The sequence below is a fragment of the Paenibacillus algorifonticola genome, assembly GCF_050481745.1.
GTDB lineage: Bacteria > Bacillota > Bacilli > Paenibacillales > Paenibacillaceae > Pristimantibacillus > Pristimantibacillus algorifonticola_A.
The window spans coordinates 142,328-161,396 of sequence record NZ_JBCNGR010000002.1; the positions used below are offsets into that span (position 1 = coordinate 142,328).

The following is a 19,069-nucleotide window of genomic DNA, read 5'->3' on the forward strand; positions in this document are numbered from 1 at the left end:
CCCTTGACCTTCACGCAGCGTCAACGATTATCCTCTAAGTATACCAAGGAGGGGACAAAGATGAGAACACTAATTCAAAACGTTCATATTTTAACGATGAAAAAATACGAAAAGCTTTTTCACGGGGAGCTGCTGATCGAAAATGACCGCATTGCGGCCATTGGCAAAATTTTGCCTGAGGATAAGGTTCAAATAAGCAAAATCATCGATGGCAAAGGCATGCTGGCAATGCCTGGCCTCATTAATGCCCATCAGCATACGCCAATGAGCTTGCTGAAAGGTTTTTCCGATGATTGCAAGCTGATGGAATGGCTGGAGCATAAAATGCTTCCTGCCGAGGCGCGGATGACGCCTGAAGATATTTATTGGGGAGCCAAGCTGGCCATGGCGGAAATGATCAAATCCGGCACAACGGCATTTGCCGATATGTATGTGCATATGAACGAAATTGCTGCGGCTGCCTTGGAAACAGGGATGCGCGCCTCCTTAACACGGGGACTTGTATTTATGCAAAATGACGGCGGCAAACGGCTAACCGAAGCGCTTGACCTCATTGACCGCTGGCACGGCAAGGCCGACGGGCGCATTACAGCGATGTTCGGACCCCACGCCCCCTATACTTGCCCGCCAGAACCACTAGCAGAAATTATTAAGCTCGCCGCCGACAAAGATTTGCCGATCCATATTCATCTTGCAGAAACGGTAGAGGAAGTCGTCAAGATCAAAACTAAATACAACTGCTCCCCAACCGCTTATTTGCACAATCTCGGGCTATTCACCGAGGCCCATACTTTGCTGGCTCATGGCGTGCATCTAACACATGACGATATCCAGCTGCTCCGTGGTATGAAAGGCGGCATTTCCCACAATCCGGTCAGCAATTTAAAGCTGGGCTGCGGCATTGCTCCGGTGGCAGCGCTTATCGAGGCTGGCGTTACGGTGGGACTCGGCACGGACGGATCAGGAAGCGCTTCGACCGTTGACATGTTTGAGGGGATTAAGGCGGCGGCCTGGATGCAAAAAATGGCGGCAGGCGACCCGTCCGTTTTCCCGGCCCATCAGGTGCTGGAAATGGCAACAGCTGAAAGCGCCAAGCTGCTGCGCATCGATCATGAGACAGGTACGCTCGAAGTTGGCAAAAAAGCCGACCTTATTTTAGTCAATATGAATAAGCCCCATCTGCAGCCGGTCCATAATCGGGAGTCTCTGCTCGCCTACGCTGTGAATGGCAGCGATGTCGATACGACCATCGTCAATGGCAAGCTATTGATGCAAGGGCGCGAACTGCTGACAATAGACGAAGAGGTACTGCTTCACGAGGCGGGAATTCGAGCACGGAGAATCGTAGACGGTTTATAGAACAGCAAGCATGCGTCAGCGCGGCTGCGTTTTTCGCAGTCTGGCGCTTGCCTGCCGTCGCGACAAGGCTGCTCTATTTTTCAACTATAGCTTGGCTTGTATTTGCTGTTCAACATAACGCTTAATATGGTTAATCTGCCATTTGGGTTGCAGCGTTTTCTTCGCCTTTTGCCGGTTATCCCCTTAGCTCAGAAAAGCCGCTTGAACGGTCCAATCCGGCATTATGCCTGATCTCACCGCCCAAACGGCTCTCCCAGTTCTCCAAGCAAAAAAGGGTCTCCAGCCCGTTATAGTTACAATTTGAACGCTGTGACCACAGCAAGTCCTCGTTCATGCAAAATCGTATATTGTTTGTTTCGAAAATCGAATACTCTTGAGTAACCAAGCATCACCAAATGAATAAAAGCTGGATTCTCATATTGGAGATGGTCTTCCCCCTTCCACCAACCAAGCTCCTGAAACTTTCAAAAATAGTACGACTTCAACTGCCATGTCGCATGAATTACTCTCGTATACCATTCCTTTTTGCTGGTGGTGCCTCAATCCTGAACACCTACATACCGTTTTGCTTCTTTACTTCTTTCCTTCTTTAGTTGTTCACTTCTATTTACGCTGTAATTCTATAAAATGACTTGAACAGACTCCGATCTCAATGTTGCTGAGCTAAGGGGATAATAACCCTAACTCTATGAAATAGGAGCGGCTTGTCCATGAACTGCGCTTAGTGCTGCGCCTGAAGCACCTTGAGCGGCTGCACTTGGATCAACCGGGCCAGTCGGCACACTGTTGTCTGGCTGTTGTTCAGGAATGGGGGTCGTTACCGACTCTGTCTGAGGTTCTGTTTCAGGTTCTGTTTCAGGTTCTGTTCCCGGCTCCGTTTGCGGATCAGACTCCTGTTCAGGGGCAGTCACTGCTTCTTCCAAAGCAGCCTGCTCAGCGAGCAAAGCATTGGCCGTGCCTACTTCCGTAAATGAGGCCTGTGGCAGAGTCGTGTACATGCTTGGTGCAGGAGGCGTGCTCATGCCATTTCCAAGGAAATAGCTCGTATGCGGCGGCTGGTTGTAGGCTACATTTTGCCACGCAACACCTAAACGGTATACGGCATCATGCATCAGCGTGTAGAGACGATTCGTCGTAACATCTGTGGTTGTATACAAGCGCAGCTTAGTGCTGTCCTCCGTACGCCACAACACTTCCTCGCGCCAATCGCCAATCAGATCCGCCTGCAAGCTAGGATTCCCTTTTGTCGTATTGTTGGAGTAAGTTCCCGTTGCCGTTAGCAGGCGGCTGACTGCACCGGTATTGTAATTCCATTTTTCAATTTTGCCGACGCCAACTCCAGCGCTTCCTGACCATACATGGTCAAGCAGCTCGCGCAGCAGGTCGCCGTCCCACCAGATGCCGAAATTTTGCGAGGATGGAGGCGTGCTGGAAATGAGCTGCCCCGTAATCGTCCTCAGTCCTACACCGCTGCCAGCCCAAACCTCAGCTCCCGGGTAACGAGGATCGATGTCGGCCGCCATGCCGCGTCCCGTATCAGCCCCCGTATAAACACCCCATAAAATTTGACCAGTAGCCGCATCATGCACTTGGGCGCCATAAGGCTTGCTCGTATCCTCATTTACCTTGAATACCTCAAAGCCAGCGCGATTCGGGTCCAAATCGCTGACATGCATCGCATCGCCATGCCCCATATTTGTGTTATATAGCTTCTGTCCATTATCATCAACCGTCATCGCACCGAAAATAATTTCATCCTTGCCGTCATTATCGACATCGGCCACACTAAGGCTGTGATTGCCTTGCCCCGCATAGGCAGAATTGCCGGAACTGTTCGTATCAAACGTCCAGCGGCTCGTTAAGGACCCGTTCCGGAAGTCAAACGCAGCAATGACCGTTCTCGTATAATAGCCGCGCGACATGACGATGCTTGGCCTAACCCCATCCAAATAAGCAACGCCAGCCAGGAAGCGGTCGACACGGTTACCGTAGCTATCTCCCCAGCTCGATACGGTGCCTCTGGCCGGCACATAGTTCGTTGTTGCAAGAGCAGCCCCCGTCTGGCCTGAAAAAACAGTCAAATATTCCGGACCTGACAGCACATAGCCCGAAGAATTACGGTAATCGGCAGTCGAGCTGCCTATCACCTGCCCTACTCCATCGACGGTGCCGTCCGCTGTTTTGATGACCACCTCGCCTTTGCCGTCGCCGTCAAAGTCATAGACGAGAAATTGTGAATAATGGGCGCCTGCGCGAATATTTTTGCCCATATTAATGCGCCACAGCTTTTGTCCGTTCATTTTGTAAGCATCAAAAATAACATTGCCGGTATACCCCGATTGCGAGTTATCCTTGGCGTTTGACGGGTCCCACTTGAGGACGATTTCGTATTCCCCATCTCCGTCAAGGTCGGCTACGCTTGCATCATTTGCGCTATAGGTGTAGCTTTCGCCGCTCGGTGTTGTCCCGCCAGCAGGCTTGTCCAGCGGAATCTCTTTATAGTTGTTCGCCCATACGGCTGCCGTATTGGAGGCTGGGCGTTCAACGCCATTTATTACGGCGCGGACATAATAGGTAGAGGAGTTGCTTCCGCCAGCATCCAAAAGATTTGTGCTCGTCGTAATGACACTGCTGTTGACCTTCGTCCCATTGCGATAAACGTTAAAGCCCGTATTAGCCGCCTCGCCGCCGAGCAGCCGCCAGCTGACAAATACGCCTCCGCTTACTTTTACCGCAACGACTCCTCTCGTTAAAGCTTCCATCTGCCTTGGGGCGGCGGCACTGACCTTCGGATCAACAACAATAGCCGGAATAACGAGCAAAGAAGCAACAGCGAGCATAACCGTTTTGCGAAATGCGTTTTTAAAGTTCATCTCTTCTTATTCAGCTCCTTTTCGCAAATGATATTTTATCAACACCCACAAATGAAAGCGTTACCAAATTATTTGAAAAATAAGTCTGCTTCTTGCCTTGAATTCCCTTAATCACGAACCGTTAACCATTCGGACGAGCATCCACCTCCTTTATAAATCATACGTTTTTATGAATCAAAACCATAATTTGGAATCGCTTTCATTGTCGATGATAGACTCTGTTCCGACATTTTACTACTTAAAAAACAGAGTTCTTTGTTAAAAAAACCGAGATTCATGCGATTAATTAGCTAGAATCAGATCGCTTTTGACTCACATATCCGCCCCAGACTTGAATATATTGAATAACAAGGTGAAACGGCTATCGCCGCCCTTTGGTGGCAAGGCGCGTTTCACTCCGAGAAATATAAGCCTAATGATAAGTGTGAAACTTATAAATTCTTATATTTCAACGAAAAATGAGATCCCCTGGCCCTGGTCCAGCTATTATTGATGAAAGATGGGAGTGTAACGCTCATGGCAGATCCGTTATTTATCGTGTCACAAGAGGATTGGTCCTTGCATCGCAAAGGCTACGAAGACCAAGCCCGGCACCAGGAAAAAGTAAGAGAAGCTGTTCGGCAAAATCTCCCCGATATTGTAACCGATGAAAGCATTGTATTATCCGATGGCAAGCAGACGGTGAAAATACCGATTAAAAGCATTGATGAATCCCATTTCGTCTACAACTACAACAAGAAGCAGCATGTTGGACAAGGCGATGGCGATTCACAGGTAGGTGATGTGCTCGGAGTTGATCCTGGGGCGGCCAAAGGTCCGGGCAAAGGACAGGGTGCTGGCGATCAGCCGGGCGAGGACTATGTAGAGGCGGAAATCAGCATTGACCAGTTGGAGGATATGCTCTTCGAGGAGCTGGAGCTTCCTAATCTGGAGCAAAAGCAGAAGGATGTTATGGAAACAACCGAGGTCGTCTTTCACGATATCCGCAAAAAAGGCATTATGTCCAACATCGACAAAAAACGGACGCTCATTCAAAATTTGAAGCGCAATGCCAATGAAGGACGCTCAGGCATTGGCGGCATCTCGCCGGATGATTTGCGTTTTAAAACGTGGAATGAAGTTGTGAAGCCTCAATCCAATGCTGTCGTATTGGCGCTCATGGATACTTCAGGCTCTATGGGCTCTTTCGAAAAATATTGCGCCAGAAGCTTCTTCTTCTGGATGACTCGCTTTCTGCGCCGGAAATACCAGCATGTTGAGATGGTATTCGTGGCGCATCATACCGAAGCGAAGGAAGTAACCGAAGAGGAATTTTTCACTCGCGGCGAGAGCGGCGGCACCATCTGCTCCTCGGCCTATCAGAAGGCGCTTGATATTATCGACAGCCGCTATCCGTCCGCCAACTGGAACATTTATCCTTTTCATTTTTCCGATGGCGATAATTTGACCTCCGATAACGAAAAATGCGTGAAGCTAATCGACAAGCTGCTCGAACGGGCCAATCTGTTCGGCTACGGCGAGGTTAATCAATATAATCGCAGCAGTACCTTAATGTCGGCTTATAAAAACATAAGCAATAAAAAATTTATGTATTCGATTATAAAGGATAAAGGCGAAGTGTATAAAGCGCTGAAAACCTTTTTCTCCAAGCCCGCAAGCGGCGCTTAAAAGCAGACATTAGACTTCGTTCAACAGGGAGCTGTCTCAAGCAAGCCGCTGTTCAAACACATTATCTCAGACTTAAAAAGCTTCCTCTTCGGGCGTTTCCGAAGAAGAAGCTTTTTTCGCATGATTTTACAGAGCTTATAACAAGAGCATTGGCTGCCCGGTTGTTTCGCTAAACCTGCCCGGTTAAAATCCCGCGCTGCTGCAAACAACGGATAACGACCTCGGCCGCTGTATCTGCATCTCCTTCACCTGAAAACAGCTCCAGCTCTGGAGCTAGCGGCTTCTCATATGGAGCAGATATGCCTGTGAACAGCGGAATTTCACCTCGCCGCGCCTTGTTATACAGCCCCTTCGGATCACGCTGCTCGCATATCGCAAGCGGACAATTCACATATACCTCCACATAGGGAAGCGGAGCTGCTATTGCTCGCGCCAGTGCGCGATCCGCCTCAAGCGGCGAGACGAGCGCTGCAATGGCAATGCATCCACTTCCGGCAAACAGCTTTGCCACCTCTGCGGTGCGCCGCACATTTTCGCGGCGATCCTCTGCGCTAAAGCCAAGATCGCGGTTTAGTCCATGCCGCAAATTATCGCCATCCAGCACCGTCGTTCGCACGCCGCCTACTTGAAGCTGCCTGTGAAGCGAAGCAGCAATAGACGACTTTCCGGATGCAGGCAGCCCGGTTAGCCATACGACGCTGCCGGAATAGGTCCACTGGCCAGACTGCCGCAATCCGCCAAGCTCATACGAATGCCACTGTACATTCGGGGATTTTTGATCCATCTGGCCCCCCTATTTTAGACGTTCATTTAGAAAAAGCACCGTCAGCCGAAGCGCTTCCTCCAGGTCTGCAGTCGTGCCGGTAAAAGGATGCTTCGCACCAAAGGTGTGGTCCGCTCCTGCCAGTGCAACGAACGTATGCTGCGGCGCAGCCTCGCGCATTTGTTCATAGCCTGATACAAGCCGCTCCGAATCTTGATCACCCTGTATCAGCAGCGCCGGAACTGTGAGGGAACCTAGTGCCTGTTTAATATTAAACGCTGCTGCATGGCGCTCCAGGTCTTCAAAAAATACAGGCGATATCGGCATTTGCTGCTTCGTTCGCATATTGGGGACATAACCGACGCCGCGGCTCATGACCTCTTGCCTGAACGCCTCTGTAAAGAGGTTCACGTCGGCTATGCCATTCCACGTCACAACCGCCTGAAGCTGCGGATACCTCGCAGCAGCCAAAATAACATTGCCGCCGCCGCGGCTATGTCCAACCAGAGCAATCTGACTCGGATTCATCTCCTCGGCAAACGGCAGCTTCCCTTCCAGCAGCTGTACAATGATCGCATCAAGATCCAGCTGTTCACGGGAATACGTGTTTACCGCAAATTTATCCAGCTCGTCAAAGTCCGTCTCCGCTACGCCATTGCAGCTGAAATTAAAGGAAAGGACTGCAAAGCCGAGTCTCGCAAGCTGCTCGCAGGCATAGGGCATAAATCCCCAATCTTTAAACCCTTTGAAGCCATGAGCAACGATAACAACCGGCTTCTTCTCTGGTCCGCCTGACACTCGAACGTCCCCGCGCAGCGTCAGATTTGATTCCAAATCAATGGTAAAAGGTTTGCTATTTACGGCTTCCACCTACAAACTCCCCCGTTTCTCCAAATAGATTCGTCCTGCTTTCTATTATAAGTGAAATAACAGGGGAATGAATAGCTGGGCTGCTTAGAAGCTAGCTTGCTAGTTCAAGAAACCTTCCAATGCGATCGTCGGTTGGCCGTTTGCCTGCCAAGCACCTTTGTTATAGCCGCCATTGTAGCCCGGAGGCGCCTCCGGCTCCCAATAAAAGACGCCTAGCCCCTTGCCGCCAGAAATATTGCGAACCTTCGTCTTAATCGCAGCAACGAAGCTCTTCGTAGCAGCTGGCTGGTTATATTCAAGGCCAATTTCAGATATGATAACCGGCTTGCCATACCGGGCAATCATATTATTGGCATTGCTGATCGTTTGGTCGACCTTGGCCGACCAATCCGTAGCCGATGGATACAGCGACATCCCGATAATATCAAAGGTAGCGCCATTGCTGATCAGCCCCCCGATATTCCAAACGAATAAAGCATTATCATTGCCGCCTGCCAGATGAACAATCGTCTTCGTACCGGAAGAGATTGATTTTACCGCATTGTTCCCGGTATTGACCAGCCATGCGTAGTTCTTCATGCTGACAGTGGCTTTGCCGTCATTCCACAGCATGCCGTTGTTCGTCTCATTGCCGATCTGCACCCAATCCGGGGTCACGCCCTTCGCCTGCATCGCCGTCATAACTGCCCGCGTATGGTTCCATACCGCATCCATCAGCTGCTGGAATGTGTAATTATTCCAAGCGGCAGGCTTCGTCTGCTGACCTGGATCGGCCCATGAGTCGCTGTAATGCAGCGTCAGCATAATGCTCATCCCTGCATTTTTCGCCCGCTGTGCCAGAGCTGCGGTCCGGTTCATATCCAAGTAACCGTTTGCATAATTGCTCGAAGGATTTACGAATACGCGAATTCGCACCGAATTAATCTGGTAGTCATTTTTCAAAATTTGAATGATATCCTTGGTCGTGCCGTTTTTGTCCTTCCAGGTGTAGCCTTGCGCCTCAAGACCGGGAACCCAGCTAATATCCGTTCCTTTCGCAAAGGCAGGAGCCGCTTCGGCCTGCTTAAGCGGCAGCTGTACCGTAATAAGGGCGATAATCATCATAGCGAAAACGAGCAGTTTGAGTCTTTTTTTCATTTTCAACATTCCCTCTTCCTTTAATAGTTTGCCGGGTTTGGCCCCGACTGGCGTGCAGCCAATATTGTATCCGCTTACATAAATGTGTTTCAACAACCGTTCCCTAGTAGGATAGGCTTTCAAGCCTATGGTGAAGAAGCATCGGCAGCGTTGGCAATGGGGGGACTGCCGATTCCTTCACCATGTCTTTTCCAACAATAACTACGGGATACGCTTCTGATTATAAATTCACCGCCAGCAGAAAAACAGGATACAATGTGAATATAATGGATGATTTTACAACATTTCCTCCTCTCTGCACTCCTGATCACCCTGCGTAAGCCTGATGCGTTTCACTAGCAAAATGTATTATAATAGAGCCATTCATGCCAAACTGGCAAGCAGGAGGAAACGAATTGACGAATAGCGAGCTTAAACATATGCAAACCCTGCTGCCCGAATGGGTAGAAACATCCCGCCAGCAGGCTCTTCATGGCAAAGTGGCCTCCTACATACCTGAGCTTGCAAAATCCCCCAAGGACGCCTTGGGTATTCATATTGTTGGTGCGGAAGGTCAAGTAGCATCTGCTGGAGATTGCGGCATATCCTTTACTATGCAAAGCATTTCCAAAGTTTTCACGCTCATTCTGGCGTTAATGGACAATGGCGAGGAAGCGGTTTTCGCCAAGGTTGGCATGGAGCCGACCGGGGACAGCTTCAACTCCATGCTCAAGCTGGAGCTTGTGCAGCCCGGCATTCCCTTTAATCCACTGATCAATGCTGGAGCGATTGCGATTTCTTCGCTGATTGCCGGAAGCAGCCGGGAGGAGAAATCGGCCCGCGTACTCGATTTTTTCCGCAATCTCTCAGGTAATAGTACGCTGGATTATGATAACGAGGTATATTTATCAGAAGCCAAAACGGCAAATTTGAATCGGTCGATGGCTTATTTTCTGAAGGATAAGCAGGTGCTGCAGGGGGAAGTCGAGGAAGTGCTCGACGTGTATTTCCGGCACTGCTCGATCAGCATCACCTGCGCGGATCTCGCTCGTATGGCGCTCGTTATGGCGCATAACGGAACTGATCCCGTCACTGGAACCCAGCTGATACCAAGGCGTTACGTGCAAATCGCCAAAACGTTTATGATAACTTGCGGCATGTACAACGCCTCGGGCGAATTCGCGATTCAAGTGGGCTTGCCGGCCAAAAGCGGCGTATCCGGCGGCATTCTGGCGATCGTTCCAGGTCGCTACGGCATCGGCGTCGTCGGGCCATCCCTGCACCGCAAGGGCAACAGCATTGCAGGCGTCCATTTGCTGGAGACGTTGTCGCGAACATTTGACCTTAGCTTATTTTAACGAAGAAGGTGCCTATTATGAATCCATCTGTTGAGCTTGGCATTTCCTTTCACTCCTCCGGGCAGGAGATTGAAATGCTCAAGGTAACGCCGATTGACGATCAGCGCTACCGCATTGAAGAAAATCCATTATTTACGGAAATGGTATCATTCGGTGATATTGTCAAGCTGGAGCAGCAAGGCAACATTTATTTTTATAAAGAGACGGTTCGCAAATCCCGCTTAAGAAGATATTCGTGGCTGCTCAGCCAGGAAGTCGCTTCTTCCGAGGAGCTTGCCGCTTTCAAAAACCGGGTCGCCGACAGCGGCGGCAACTGGGAAACGATTTTTGGGGGCATGCTCATTATCAATGTGCCGAGCCATATTGATTTTGATCCCGATGTGGAAATAAACAATATTACGGTAAGTAAGGACAGATAAGGGGTATGCGCGAATGAATATTATTGATTTGCATTGCGATGCTTTGATGAAGCTGGCGGATAAGAAGGGCAGCCTTTCCTTCAACGATGCGCCTGAGCTGGAGACAAACAAGCAGCGCCTGCTCGCAGGAGGCGTCAAAGTACAAGGCTTCGCCATTTTTGTCATGCCGAACTTGACTGATCAAGAGAAGCTTCAATCGGCGCTCGACCAGGTGCATTATTTTTATGAGGAAGTATTAGGGAAAAATCCGGACATCAAGCACATAAAGGAATGGAAGGATATCGGCAAGCTGGCGGAGCACGAAATTGGCGCTTTTCTTACGCTTGAAGGTGTCGATCCGGTCGGCAATGACTTGCATAAGCTGAATATGTTTCATCGCCTTGGCGTGTTGTCGGTCGGCCTCACCTGGAATTTCGCCAACCTTGCTGCTGATGGGGTGCTGGAGCCTCGCGGGGCAGGACTTTCCTCCCTCGGACGCAAAATGGTACAATTTCACAATGAGCACCAGATTTTGACCGATGTCAGCCATTTGAATGAGCAGAGCTTCTGGGATGTTGTGGAAACGGCCGATTATTTGATCGCCAGCCACTCGAACGCCAAAGCGGTGTTCGATCATCCGAGAGGACTGACCGATGAGCAGGCGCAGGCGCTGTTCGCCAAAAATGCAACCGTCCATGTCGTCTATTATCCTGAATTTATTAAACCCGAGTCGGGAGCGATTACGACAATCCCCGATTTAATTAAGCATATTGATCATTACTGCGCCATTGGCGGCGTTCAACATGTTGGCCTTGGCTCCGATTTTGACGGCATCGGCGCTTACGTGCATAATCTCGAAAACGCCGCAAAAAGCCAAAATCTGATTAATGAGCTATTGAAGCATTACTCTGAGGAGCAGGTGCGGGGCTTTGCGCATAATAATTTCCTGCGCCGAGTTTCCTCCCTTTAATGTAAAAGACGCCGCAGTGTGCTGCTGTCCTCCCCTTGCGGGCAGACAATAAGCGCTGCGGCGTTTTCTTTTTTTATCCAGTTTAACCTGCTACTCGCTAGTTCAATGATTATTTGCGTTTCCAGACAGAGCCGTCGGAGAAGGCTACTTTATCGATCTGAATGTTTTTCAGCTTTGACGTATTGTAATAGGAGGACAAGTCCCAAGAAAAGGTATATTGTTCCCCACTTTCCACTCGTATATCATTGCCCCTGCCGTAAAAACGGTTGGTATAAGGATATCCGCCTTTTACAGGATCGTCATAAACATCATACGTGCTGAAAGAAAGCTCGAAGGAAACAATGGCTTTATCCGTTAAATTAACCATTTTTATATTGGCCTCAGGATAATTGTAGGAATCTTTCGTAATACTGTGGCCCACAATTTTAAAAGGAACATTATTATTTTTCTTAAGCTCCTCTTTCAGCCGTTTCTTGTATTCATCTTCCTTCTGTTTATAGAGGGCTCTCATCTGCTTTTCAATCGTACCCCCGTTGGAATAAAGCTGATTAGCCAGTCTGTAGCTTTTGCTTACCGTTTCCTTGTCTCCAGCCTCTATGCTATAGATGGTTCTGCCAAAAAAGATATAATTCGTACCATTCGAATCAAAATTATCGCCAGGCTTTACGGTCGCATTGTTAAAAGCGGCTTTGCCGCGCGCATTCAACGATGCGGTAAAATCATAGGCCTGCACAGCACCAGCGGCATAATAATATTCTTTATAGTTAACAACGATTTTTTCCGTGCCTAGGTTTTTCACAGCGGAATTCGTAATTTGCAGCGGCAGGCCTGTATAATATTTGCTTTTGCTAGGTTCTACTGTTTTAATGCTGATTTGCTGACCTTTCGTTCCCATAGAAGCGCCTAGACCATCTGTCAACAGGCGAAGCGGAACCATCGTGCGGCCATTTCGCTCTACAGCAGGCGTGCCTAAAAATACAGATATGCCATTGACCATAGCAACAGGCTCATCCAAAATAATCGAAATCGTCATTTCGCCGCTTGAAGCGATGATCCGCTTGTTGCCCTTGTCCCAGCTAAAGGCAAGGCCAAGTGCTTCAATCGTTTCTTTTGCCGATACAAGCGTAGTGCCGTTCTCGCTAATTGGCGCCTGCGCGTAAGCGACTTTCTTGCCGTTTACAAAAACAGTCTGGCTCTCCGCCTTAGCGGCCGAAAGCCCCGTTGGGATTGCCAGCAGCATGACCATAGCCAGCAAAATGGTAAGCACTCTCTGTTTCATATCTAATTCTCCCTCTATTTATATATTTCGAGTGAAGACTATTCACTACGCAGCGAATAGACGTATTCCTTGCCTTCAATGGTAACGATAATATCAATCGGTTTCTTGTCTTTGGCCGCTTCCTTAGGAAGCTCGGCGATAAAATGCAGAACTCCTGTTTTTAGTGGCTCAATGCTCGTTATATTCGTATAGGTAAAGTTGCCTCCACCCGACTCTTCAATTGTTGAAAAGCTTTTATACTCATATTTGCTATCATATTTCACTTGTACAGAGGCAAAATCATCTGCACTTTTGGAGGAGCTGAGCAGGCTTTTGAATTTAAGAACGACGTCCAAATAAATATTTTCGGCATCCTTCACCTCATAATACGTGTAGAAGCTGTCCGGCTTCGGAGGAACGACTTTAGACGTAAATTCTGTCTTTGTGAGCGTCACCTCTGCGAAGTCAGCAATAACGAGCGCTTTTTTCAATTCTAGTACATTGCCAGTGTCGGCGGACGGCTCCGGTTGTGGCGCTGAAGAAGCCTCGCTTGTGGCAGCGGTCTCCGGAGCCTCGGCAAGCTGTGCTTTTAACTTCTCATTTTCAGCACTCAACTGGCTCACTTGCTCCTTTAATTGACTGACCTCTGTAGAAAAATCCTGGGTTTGACTGGCGCAGCCAGCCATGACGAGCATTACGGCAGCTGCAAAAATAGCTTTTTTCATAATGGTAAATCCCCCCCTATCATCTTTAGCTATTAAAATTTCTACATAAAGTGCTAAAATCCTCTATAATCATTCCATTTTACTGAAAATCCATCAATTATTTTTTCGATCTCTGTCATAATTTATCGAACTTCAATCATTAACTGCTCCAAATATGATTTCAAACCGCCATAACAAATTTACCAAAATAACGGACAGAGGCATTTTTAAACAAATAAAAAACGTTGCTTCCGCAAAGGGAAACAACGTTAAAGCATACGTCATCATTCAATATGCTTAGCGATTTACAAAATCAAATCAGCGAACAGGCCAAACAGCAATAAGTACGCACAAACCGAAAGAGCAATATAAGACCAAAGCTTTTCCTTCGTCACCTGGCTGGCCACCGACGCGCCGACCAAGGAAATGCCAAGTGTAGACAGCAGAGCCGCCGCCATTACAAAAAAACCCAGCTTGAAGCTAATGAGCGAAACGACGCCCGCGATTAAAAATCCAGCGCCAGCAGCGAGCTGCATCGCTCCAATCGACGTAATAAAAGCTCTGATTGTTAGACGCTGCGTCGCTCTCCACAAGCTTATTCCCCACAATGAACCGAGGAAGGCAATCGTCGAAATTAGCGACAGCAGCAAGATTTTTCCGAATAGCGCTGCACTCATGCCGCTTCCCTCACGCAATAGATCGGACACCCCATAGCCGAAAAATAGCTGGATGGCGCTGCCTGTAAGCAGCCCGAACAAGAGGAAACCTATTATCGCACTTACAATGCCGATTATACCGTAACTCAAATCTTTGGTCGGGTTTAAATTCAGCCCCTCCAGCGGATTTTTCAACAGCTTCAGCAATAGTTGCATATCGATCTGCTTAACCGATCCGGATATATTTTGCAGCAGCTTGCTTGCAGCCTCTGCTGCTCCGCTTTTCGCTCCTGCTCCTGCAATTGCGCCTGTACCAGCACCCGTAGCACCTGCCATACCGGCAGCTTCATTCCTCGCTGATGCAGCCATTCCAGCCGCCTCATTTCTGGCTGACGCCGCCGTAGCAGCTGTCACTGCATCAATTGCTGCATCGTATTCGCTATTGTCATCGCCGTATGCGCCATATTCCCCATATTCGCCGTAACGGTCCCTTTGTCTCGGCTCTTCTCCCTGAGCCTCATATTCCTGCAGCGCTGATTGCTCCCGCGTCGCCTCAAGCAAGCGCGCATCTTCCTCCTGGCGCGCCAGTTCCTCCTGCCGTGCTGCTTCCGCACGCCGCAAAATCTCTTCCTGCCTCGCCGCCTCTGAACGCCTCGTAGCCTCCGCCTGCCTTGCCGCCTCCGCTTGGCGGGCTGACTCGGCCCGCAGCTCCGCTTCTTCCCGCGCAGCTTGGGCTGCTGCTTGCGCTGCTGCCTGAGACTGCTGCGAATCCCGCGGCTGGCGGAACACATGCACCGCCTGGCTAGCTGGCTCACTCTTTTCTAAATCGAAAGGCCGTCCATTTTTCGAGTGCTGCTCTTGCTGCTTTTTATCATCCTGATCATCCATCTCTGCATCCTCCTCTTGCTGTCAAGAACCACCCTAACGAGGGGCAGTCTTATTATGCTAGTCCATATCCCGATAATTCGCTTCGTCAGCAATGCTCTGAATATCATCCGAGCTGATGCCGATGTAGCGATAACCATCGGCCTGCTGTCGGCGAAGCGCACGATCCTTGAAGTAGCGCGGACTGCCTTCCCCCGCATCCTCATCGTACACGAGCAAAATGCCCTCGGTTTTGCGAAACAGCAGCTCATCCCTCGCCTGCAGCTGCCAAATACCGTCATAAGGCTTGTCACTGACCGACGCATAATAATCGACGCCCTTCAGCACCTGCTCATAATATTCCTTCTTGTCATCCTTCCACTTCTCTTCCGGATTACTGTAAGCCGTAATAATAGAAAGCCTGAGCTGCGGGTATTGCAGCTTAAGCGCGATAACGGCTTCACACGCCCATAGATCAACGCCATATTGGCCGGGCGTAATGACCCACTGCAAGCCATCATCAATGAGCGGCAGCAGCTTATTCGTAATCGCCTGCTTAATATAGGCAATGCCTTCATGCTTTTGATTGAAAATGTTCAGCTCATGCGCGCGGTATCCCGAAACTAGCAAATTGTTCATGCCTTCGGCGCATTTCTAAAGGTTCGTTCGTAATCCTCGAACCGGATTTTACGAATCATTTTGCGATCGGCCGTTCGCGCAATGATCCCTTCTGATTTTCCGGCTGCATCCATTCCTACACGCGTGGTCGCAAAATCGCTGAGAAAACGGCTCGTCTCCTCCAGACCGACTGGAAATGCCGCTCCACCCAGCTCAGCCAGCAGCGGTGCAGCGTCGAGACTCCAGCGCGCGATAAAAGCCGCCTTTTCCGTCTCCTGATAAAACGGCTGGCCGCCATGATCACGCCACTTGGCAATTTGGTCAATCGGCAGCGCCAGCAGATGCTGAAGCTCTTCATGCGTCAGCGAAAACAGATCGAATACCCGGTAGCCTTGGCTGCCGCTGGACGTATAATTTTTGGCTGCCTTTGTTTTTCCGCCATAGCTCTCCTGATAAATGACCGTAAGTCCAAGCCTGCCATCCGCCAAGCTAGCCTGCATCCGCTCCGCAATCGGGGTTAACAAGGCCGCCATATTGCCATAGGGATTACCAATTCGGTCTCCCTTGGCAAACAGCAGCTCCTCTCGCGATCCAATAAAATAGTCTGTCCCAGCTTCATTATGCAGCAAAATCATGCGCGCATTTTCCCCGTCTACTTTTTCATATACATAAACGGGCTTATCCGAATCGAAGGCCCCGCCTTCGGTTAATGTGTCGTTTAAACGGCCGCGTTCCCCAAGCTGGTGATAGGTGAGGATACTCGGATATTTCGTTAAGGAATTCAATTTTGTAAAATCCATTATTCATCTCCTGCATCATAATAAGTCTGTTATCCTATCATAATACCATCGTTTCCCGCTCTTGGTTAGCCATGTATTCCTGTCCTTTGCATTTAGCTTGCAATGCTTTGCGAGTACGCTAGCCTCCTGCTTAATCGTTATGCGCCGCAAGAAGCCAGCCTCCACGGACTGTGAAGGCTGGCTTCTTGATGAACGATGCGGCTATAGCCAAGCTTGCAGCCTCCATCTACTTGCTGATTTTATTTTTGAGCTCGCCGATTTTTTCTTGGGCGATACCTTTCACTTTATCCAGCTTGCCTTCTCCTTGCAACGAATCATTGTTCGTCGCTTTGCCGATCTAGTCTTTAATCCCGCCTTTTACTTGATTGACTTTGCCTTTTATTTTATCGCCTAAACCATTAGTTGAAGCTGTCATACTCTGTACCTCTTAAAAGAGATTATGAAACATGGCGATGCAAGTGTCGGCTATCATCAAGCTTATTTCCCTCTCGTCATGGGATGCTCCAAATCGGCATGTCCCATTAAGCTTTCCAGTTGCTTGCCATCAACGAGCAAATCAATGGTTTTCACCTCAGCGAATTGAAATAGCGTCCATGTGAAAGCATCCACAGCGAGTATTTCACTGCCAGATCCGAGACGCGCTGTGTCCGGCATATGAATGTCGAGCGTGAGCGCTCCGTTTTTAAAATGGACGGATTTCAGCTCAATCTCCTTCGACCAGAGCGGTATCAGCTCGGCATTGTCGCTTTGCTGCAAAGCTTTGAAGGCTTCCGTATATTTTTCTGCAGGTGTGGAAAAAGAAATCTGGACACCTGCTTTATCCAGCTTTTCCCCCTGCGGGTCTGAGAAAAAGACTTCAATTGTCCGCTTCTTCACTTCCGCAGCAGATACCGAAGCCTCGGCCGTTTGCTGCGGCTCCACAACTGTGGCCGCTGTGACCGTCTTGGATTGTGTAACATCTAAAGTAACCTCTTGCGCCGATTGGGCTGATGACTTGTCCGCGCAGCCTGCTGTCGTCATAACGATTAATAGGAGCGCCGCAATAGCAAACTTTTTGTTCATTCAAACTCCACCTCCCTCAGGAATTGAAAGAAACAAGCTGTACTATTTAATACCCAAATATTCTTTAATTCCCTCAACGATGCCTTTTGCCATACGCATTTGCACCGTTTCATTCGTTATAACCGCCAAATCCGCCGTGTTGCTCATGAAGCCTGTCTCGAGCAGAACCGCTGGCATCGTTGTCTCTCGTATGACGTGGTAGTTGCCATATTTCACTCCGCGATCTTTCAGTCCAGTCGCTTCCAGCAAATAGCGATGAATCGTCTTAGCTAATGGTATGCTCGAATCCCGCGCATAATACGTCTCCGTGCCTGAAGGCGTAGGTGTCGTGAAGCTGTTGGCATGCAGGGAGACGAACAAATCAGCATTCAGAGCATTTGCCATCTTTGCACGATTCGAAAGGCTAACTGTACTATCATCAGTTCGTGTCATCACCAATTTAATGCCAGACACCTGCCTCAATAGCTGCTCGACCTTCAAGGAAAGCGACAGGTTGATTATTTTTTCCTGCAGACCTGTCGGGGCCACCTTGCCTGGCTCAACTCCGCCGTGGCCCGGATCAATGACGACGATTTTTTTGCCGTCCGAACTAATTGGTGGCACTATCGGGGCACCGCCTACGTCGCCGTCCACATTAAGGTCTATGACATAAAGGCCAGAATCATCGCTGACAAGCTGATAGGAGGTCGCCTGTCTCAAATCCAAAACGATGCGTATAGCCGATGGCTCGCGGGTAAACAAAGAATAACGCACCTTCGTAACATCTGAGCTGTCCGTAATGACAAGCTCACCCATCTGGCTGCCGTTCAAAGCTTGTCCATCGCCAAACGACGGGGCAAAAGCCGAATTTGGCAAATCGATGACAAGGCGGTCCGGCGCCTTCATCGTAAAAATTTTCGGCCCTACCTTGCCGCTTGTCGTGACGATAAGGCGGTTATCATTAAAGCTGATAGCGCTTACTGTTGAAACGCCACTCGGGACAGCTCCATCAATAATGGTGCCTCCCGTTTCGGAAGGTGAAGGAATAACCGGGTCTGTTTCGCCCTCATCGATGACGACCTCGGGAATCGGGCTCGTTAAAGTAACCGTCTTCGTCGTATTGTTCCAACCCACCTTGAGATTCATCTGCTCGCCTACGAAGCGCAGCGGAACGAGCGTTGTTCCTTTCTTAATAACAGGAGGAGCATCTATATCTACGGCAGCCGTATTGACCTTTGCCGCTTTCTGGCCTACCGTCATTTCAATAAATGTACCTTCCTTGCTAATGGTGACGGTCTGTGTCTGCTTGTCCCATAGCACGTCGTAGCCCAAGCTTTCCGATACGATCCGAATCGGGATCATCACTTTTTTGTCAATGATTTCGGCTTTCGTATTTTCCGGCTGAACAAGCTCCGTTCCGTCCAAGATCACCTTCGTATCCACTGCTGCTGCAAAGCTGTTGTCTGGAAGCGCCAATAAAAAGATAAATAATACCAACAATAAACCAAGCTTCTTCATCATAATCTCCTGCCATTGTGTCTTTTTTTGAATCATTGCAACCTCTCTTCTCTGTAGAAATTCAAATTTTCCCATAAAAGAATAGACGATGAAGTTTGGTAAAAGTTGCAAGAGTCCTAACAAATTAGGAGAGTAGATTTACTGAGGCCAATAGTGTACCATATCCACGGTTTAATTAAATTTATTACAGTATTTGCTCAAAAAGCGAGACAGAACGGCTCAGCCTCCATATGCT

Annotated in this window: 16 protein-coding genes and 1 pseudogene; 6 read left to right on the plus strand and 11 right to left on the minus strand. The window is 49.1% G+C overall.

The window, feature by feature from the left end:
- The first annotated feature begins 60 nt into the window (after positions 1-60).
- Complete coding sequence (locus ABEW34_RS00930; RefSeq protein WP_430154046.1) at positions 61-1,359, plus strand: amidohydrolase; 1,299 nt, start codon at positions 61-63, stop codon at positions 1,357-1,359.
- A 989-nt stretch (positions 1,360-2,348) separates the two neighbouring features.
- Here the strand turns inward: ABEW34_RS00930 and ABEW34_RS00935 are convergent.
- A pseudogene (locus ABEW34_RS00935) lies at positions 2,349-4,199 on the minus strand (rhamnogalacturonan lyase); the annotation flags it as partial.
- Between the two features lie 549 nt (positions 4,200-4,748).
- Here ABEW34_RS00935 and yhbH point away from each other — a divergent pair.
- Positions 4,749-5,900, plus strand: a complete 1,152-nt coding sequence (gene yhbH / locus ABEW34_RS00940; protein WP_430154048.1) for a sporulation protein YhbH — start codon at positions 4,749-4,751, stop codon at positions 5,898-5,900.
- 169 nt (positions 5,901-6,069) lie between these two features.
- Here yhbH and cysC read toward each other — a convergent pair whose 3' ends face one another.
- From cysC to ABEW34_RS00955, 3 genes are all read right to left on the minus strand, one after another.
- Positions 6,070-6,684, minus strand: a complete 615-nt coding sequence (gene cysC, locus ABEW34_RS00945) for an adenylyl-sulfate kinase (protein WP_430154050.1) — start codon at positions 6,682-6,684, stop codon at positions 6,070-6,072.
- Between the two features lie 9 nt (positions 6,685-6,693).
- On the minus strand, positions 6,694-7,533 hold the full coding sequence (locus ABEW34_RS00950) for an alpha/beta hydrolase family protein (RefSeq protein WP_430154052.1): 840 nt from the start codon (positions 7,531-7,533) through the stop codon (positions 6,694-6,696).
- Between the two features lie 99 nt (positions 7,534-7,632).
- A complete protein-coding gene (locus tag ABEW34_RS00955) occupies positions 7,633-8,670 on the minus strand; it encodes a glycoside hydrolase family 53 protein (protein ID WP_430154054.1) in 1,038 nt (345 codons plus the stop codon).
- A gap of 419 nt (positions 8,671-9,089) precedes the next feature.
- Here ABEW34_RS00955 and glsA point away from each other — a divergent pair, with 419 nt between their 5' ends.
- The 3 genes from glsA to ABEW34_RS00970 are packed head-to-tail and all read left to right on the plus strand — an operon-like array spanning position 9,090 to position 11,375.
- The gene (gene glsA, locus ABEW34_RS00960) at positions 9,090-10,007 is read left to right on the plus strand and encodes a glutaminase A (RefSeq protein WP_430154128.1); all 918 of its coding nucleotides are present in this window, start codon (positions 9,090-9,092) and stop codon (positions 10,005-10,007) included.
- Positions 10,008-10,024: 17 nt separating this feature from the next.
- Complete coding sequence (locus ABEW34_RS00965) at positions 10,025-10,426, plus strand: DUF4265 domain-containing protein (protein WP_430154056.1); 402 nt, start codon at positions 10,025-10,027, stop codon at positions 10,424-10,426.
- 13 nt (positions 10,427-10,439) lie between these two features.
- On the plus strand, positions 10,440-11,375 hold the full coding sequence (locus ABEW34_RS00970; RefSeq protein ID WP_430154058.1) for a dipeptidase: 936 nt from the start codon (positions 10,440-10,442) through the stop codon (positions 11,373-11,375).
- Positions 11,376-11,484: 109 nt separating this feature from the next.
- On the opposite strand, the gene ABEW34_RS00975 is transcribed toward ABEW34_RS00970, so the two are convergent.
- The 5 genes from ABEW34_RS00975 to ABEW34_RS00995 form a co-directional block, all read right to left on the minus strand.
- Positions 11,485-12,654, minus strand: coding sequence for a stalk domain-containing protein (locus tag ABEW34_RS00975; protein ID WP_430154060.1), 1,170 nt, complete (start codon positions 12,652-12,654; stop codon positions 11,485-11,487).
- 38 nt (positions 12,655-12,692) lie between these two features.
- Positions 12,693-13,358 carry a hypothetical protein gene (locus tag ABEW34_RS00980; RefSeq protein WP_430154062.1) on the minus strand — a complete coding sequence of 222 codons (666 nt, stop codon included), beginning with the start codon at positions 13,356-13,358 and terminating at the stop codon, positions 12,693-12,695.
- 284 nt (positions 13,359-13,642) lie between these two features.
- Positions 13,643-14,881, minus strand: coding sequence for a hypothetical protein (locus tag ABEW34_RS00985; protein WP_430154064.1), 1,239 nt, complete (start codon positions 14,879-14,881; stop codon positions 13,643-13,645).
- A gap of 57 nt (positions 14,882-14,938) precedes the next feature.
- Positions 14,939-15,496, minus strand: coding sequence for a DUF1273 domain-containing protein (locus ABEW34_RS00990; RefSeq protein WP_430154065.1), 558 nt, complete (start codon positions 15,494-15,496; stop codon positions 14,939-14,941).
- Positions 15,493-16,275, minus strand: coding sequence for an RNA ligase family protein (locus ABEW34_RS00995; RefSeq protein WP_430154067.1), 783 nt, complete (start codon positions 16,273-16,275; stop codon positions 15,493-15,495). Before ABEW34_RS00995 ends, ABEW34_RS00990 begins: the two co-directional genes overlap by 4 nt.
- 185 nt (positions 16,276-16,460) lie before the next feature.
- On the opposite strand from ABEW34_RS00995, the gene ABEW34_RS01000 reads away from it, so the two are divergent.
- On the plus strand, positions 16,461-16,616 hold the full coding sequence (locus ABEW34_RS01000; protein ID WP_430154069.1) for a hypothetical protein: 156 nt from the start codon (positions 16,461-16,463) through the stop codon (positions 16,614-16,616).
- Between the two features lie 136 nt (positions 16,617-16,752).
- On the opposite strand, the gene ABEW34_RS01005 is transcribed toward ABEW34_RS01000, so the two are convergent.
- Both ABEW34_RS01005 and ABEW34_RS01010 read right to left on the minus strand, forming a co-directional pair.
- Entirely contained in the window at positions 16,753-17,337 is a 585-nt protein-coding gene (locus ABEW34_RS01005) for a GerMN domain-containing protein (RefSeq protein WP_430154070.1), read from the minus strand.
- Positions 17,338-17,379: 42 nt separating this feature from the next.
- Positions 17,380-18,870, minus strand: coding sequence for an N-acetylmuramoyl-L-alanine amidase (locus tag ABEW34_RS01010; protein WP_430154072.1), 1,491 nt, complete (start codon positions 18,868-18,870; stop codon positions 17,380-17,382).
- Between the last annotated feature and the right edge of the window lie 199 nt (positions 18,871-19,069).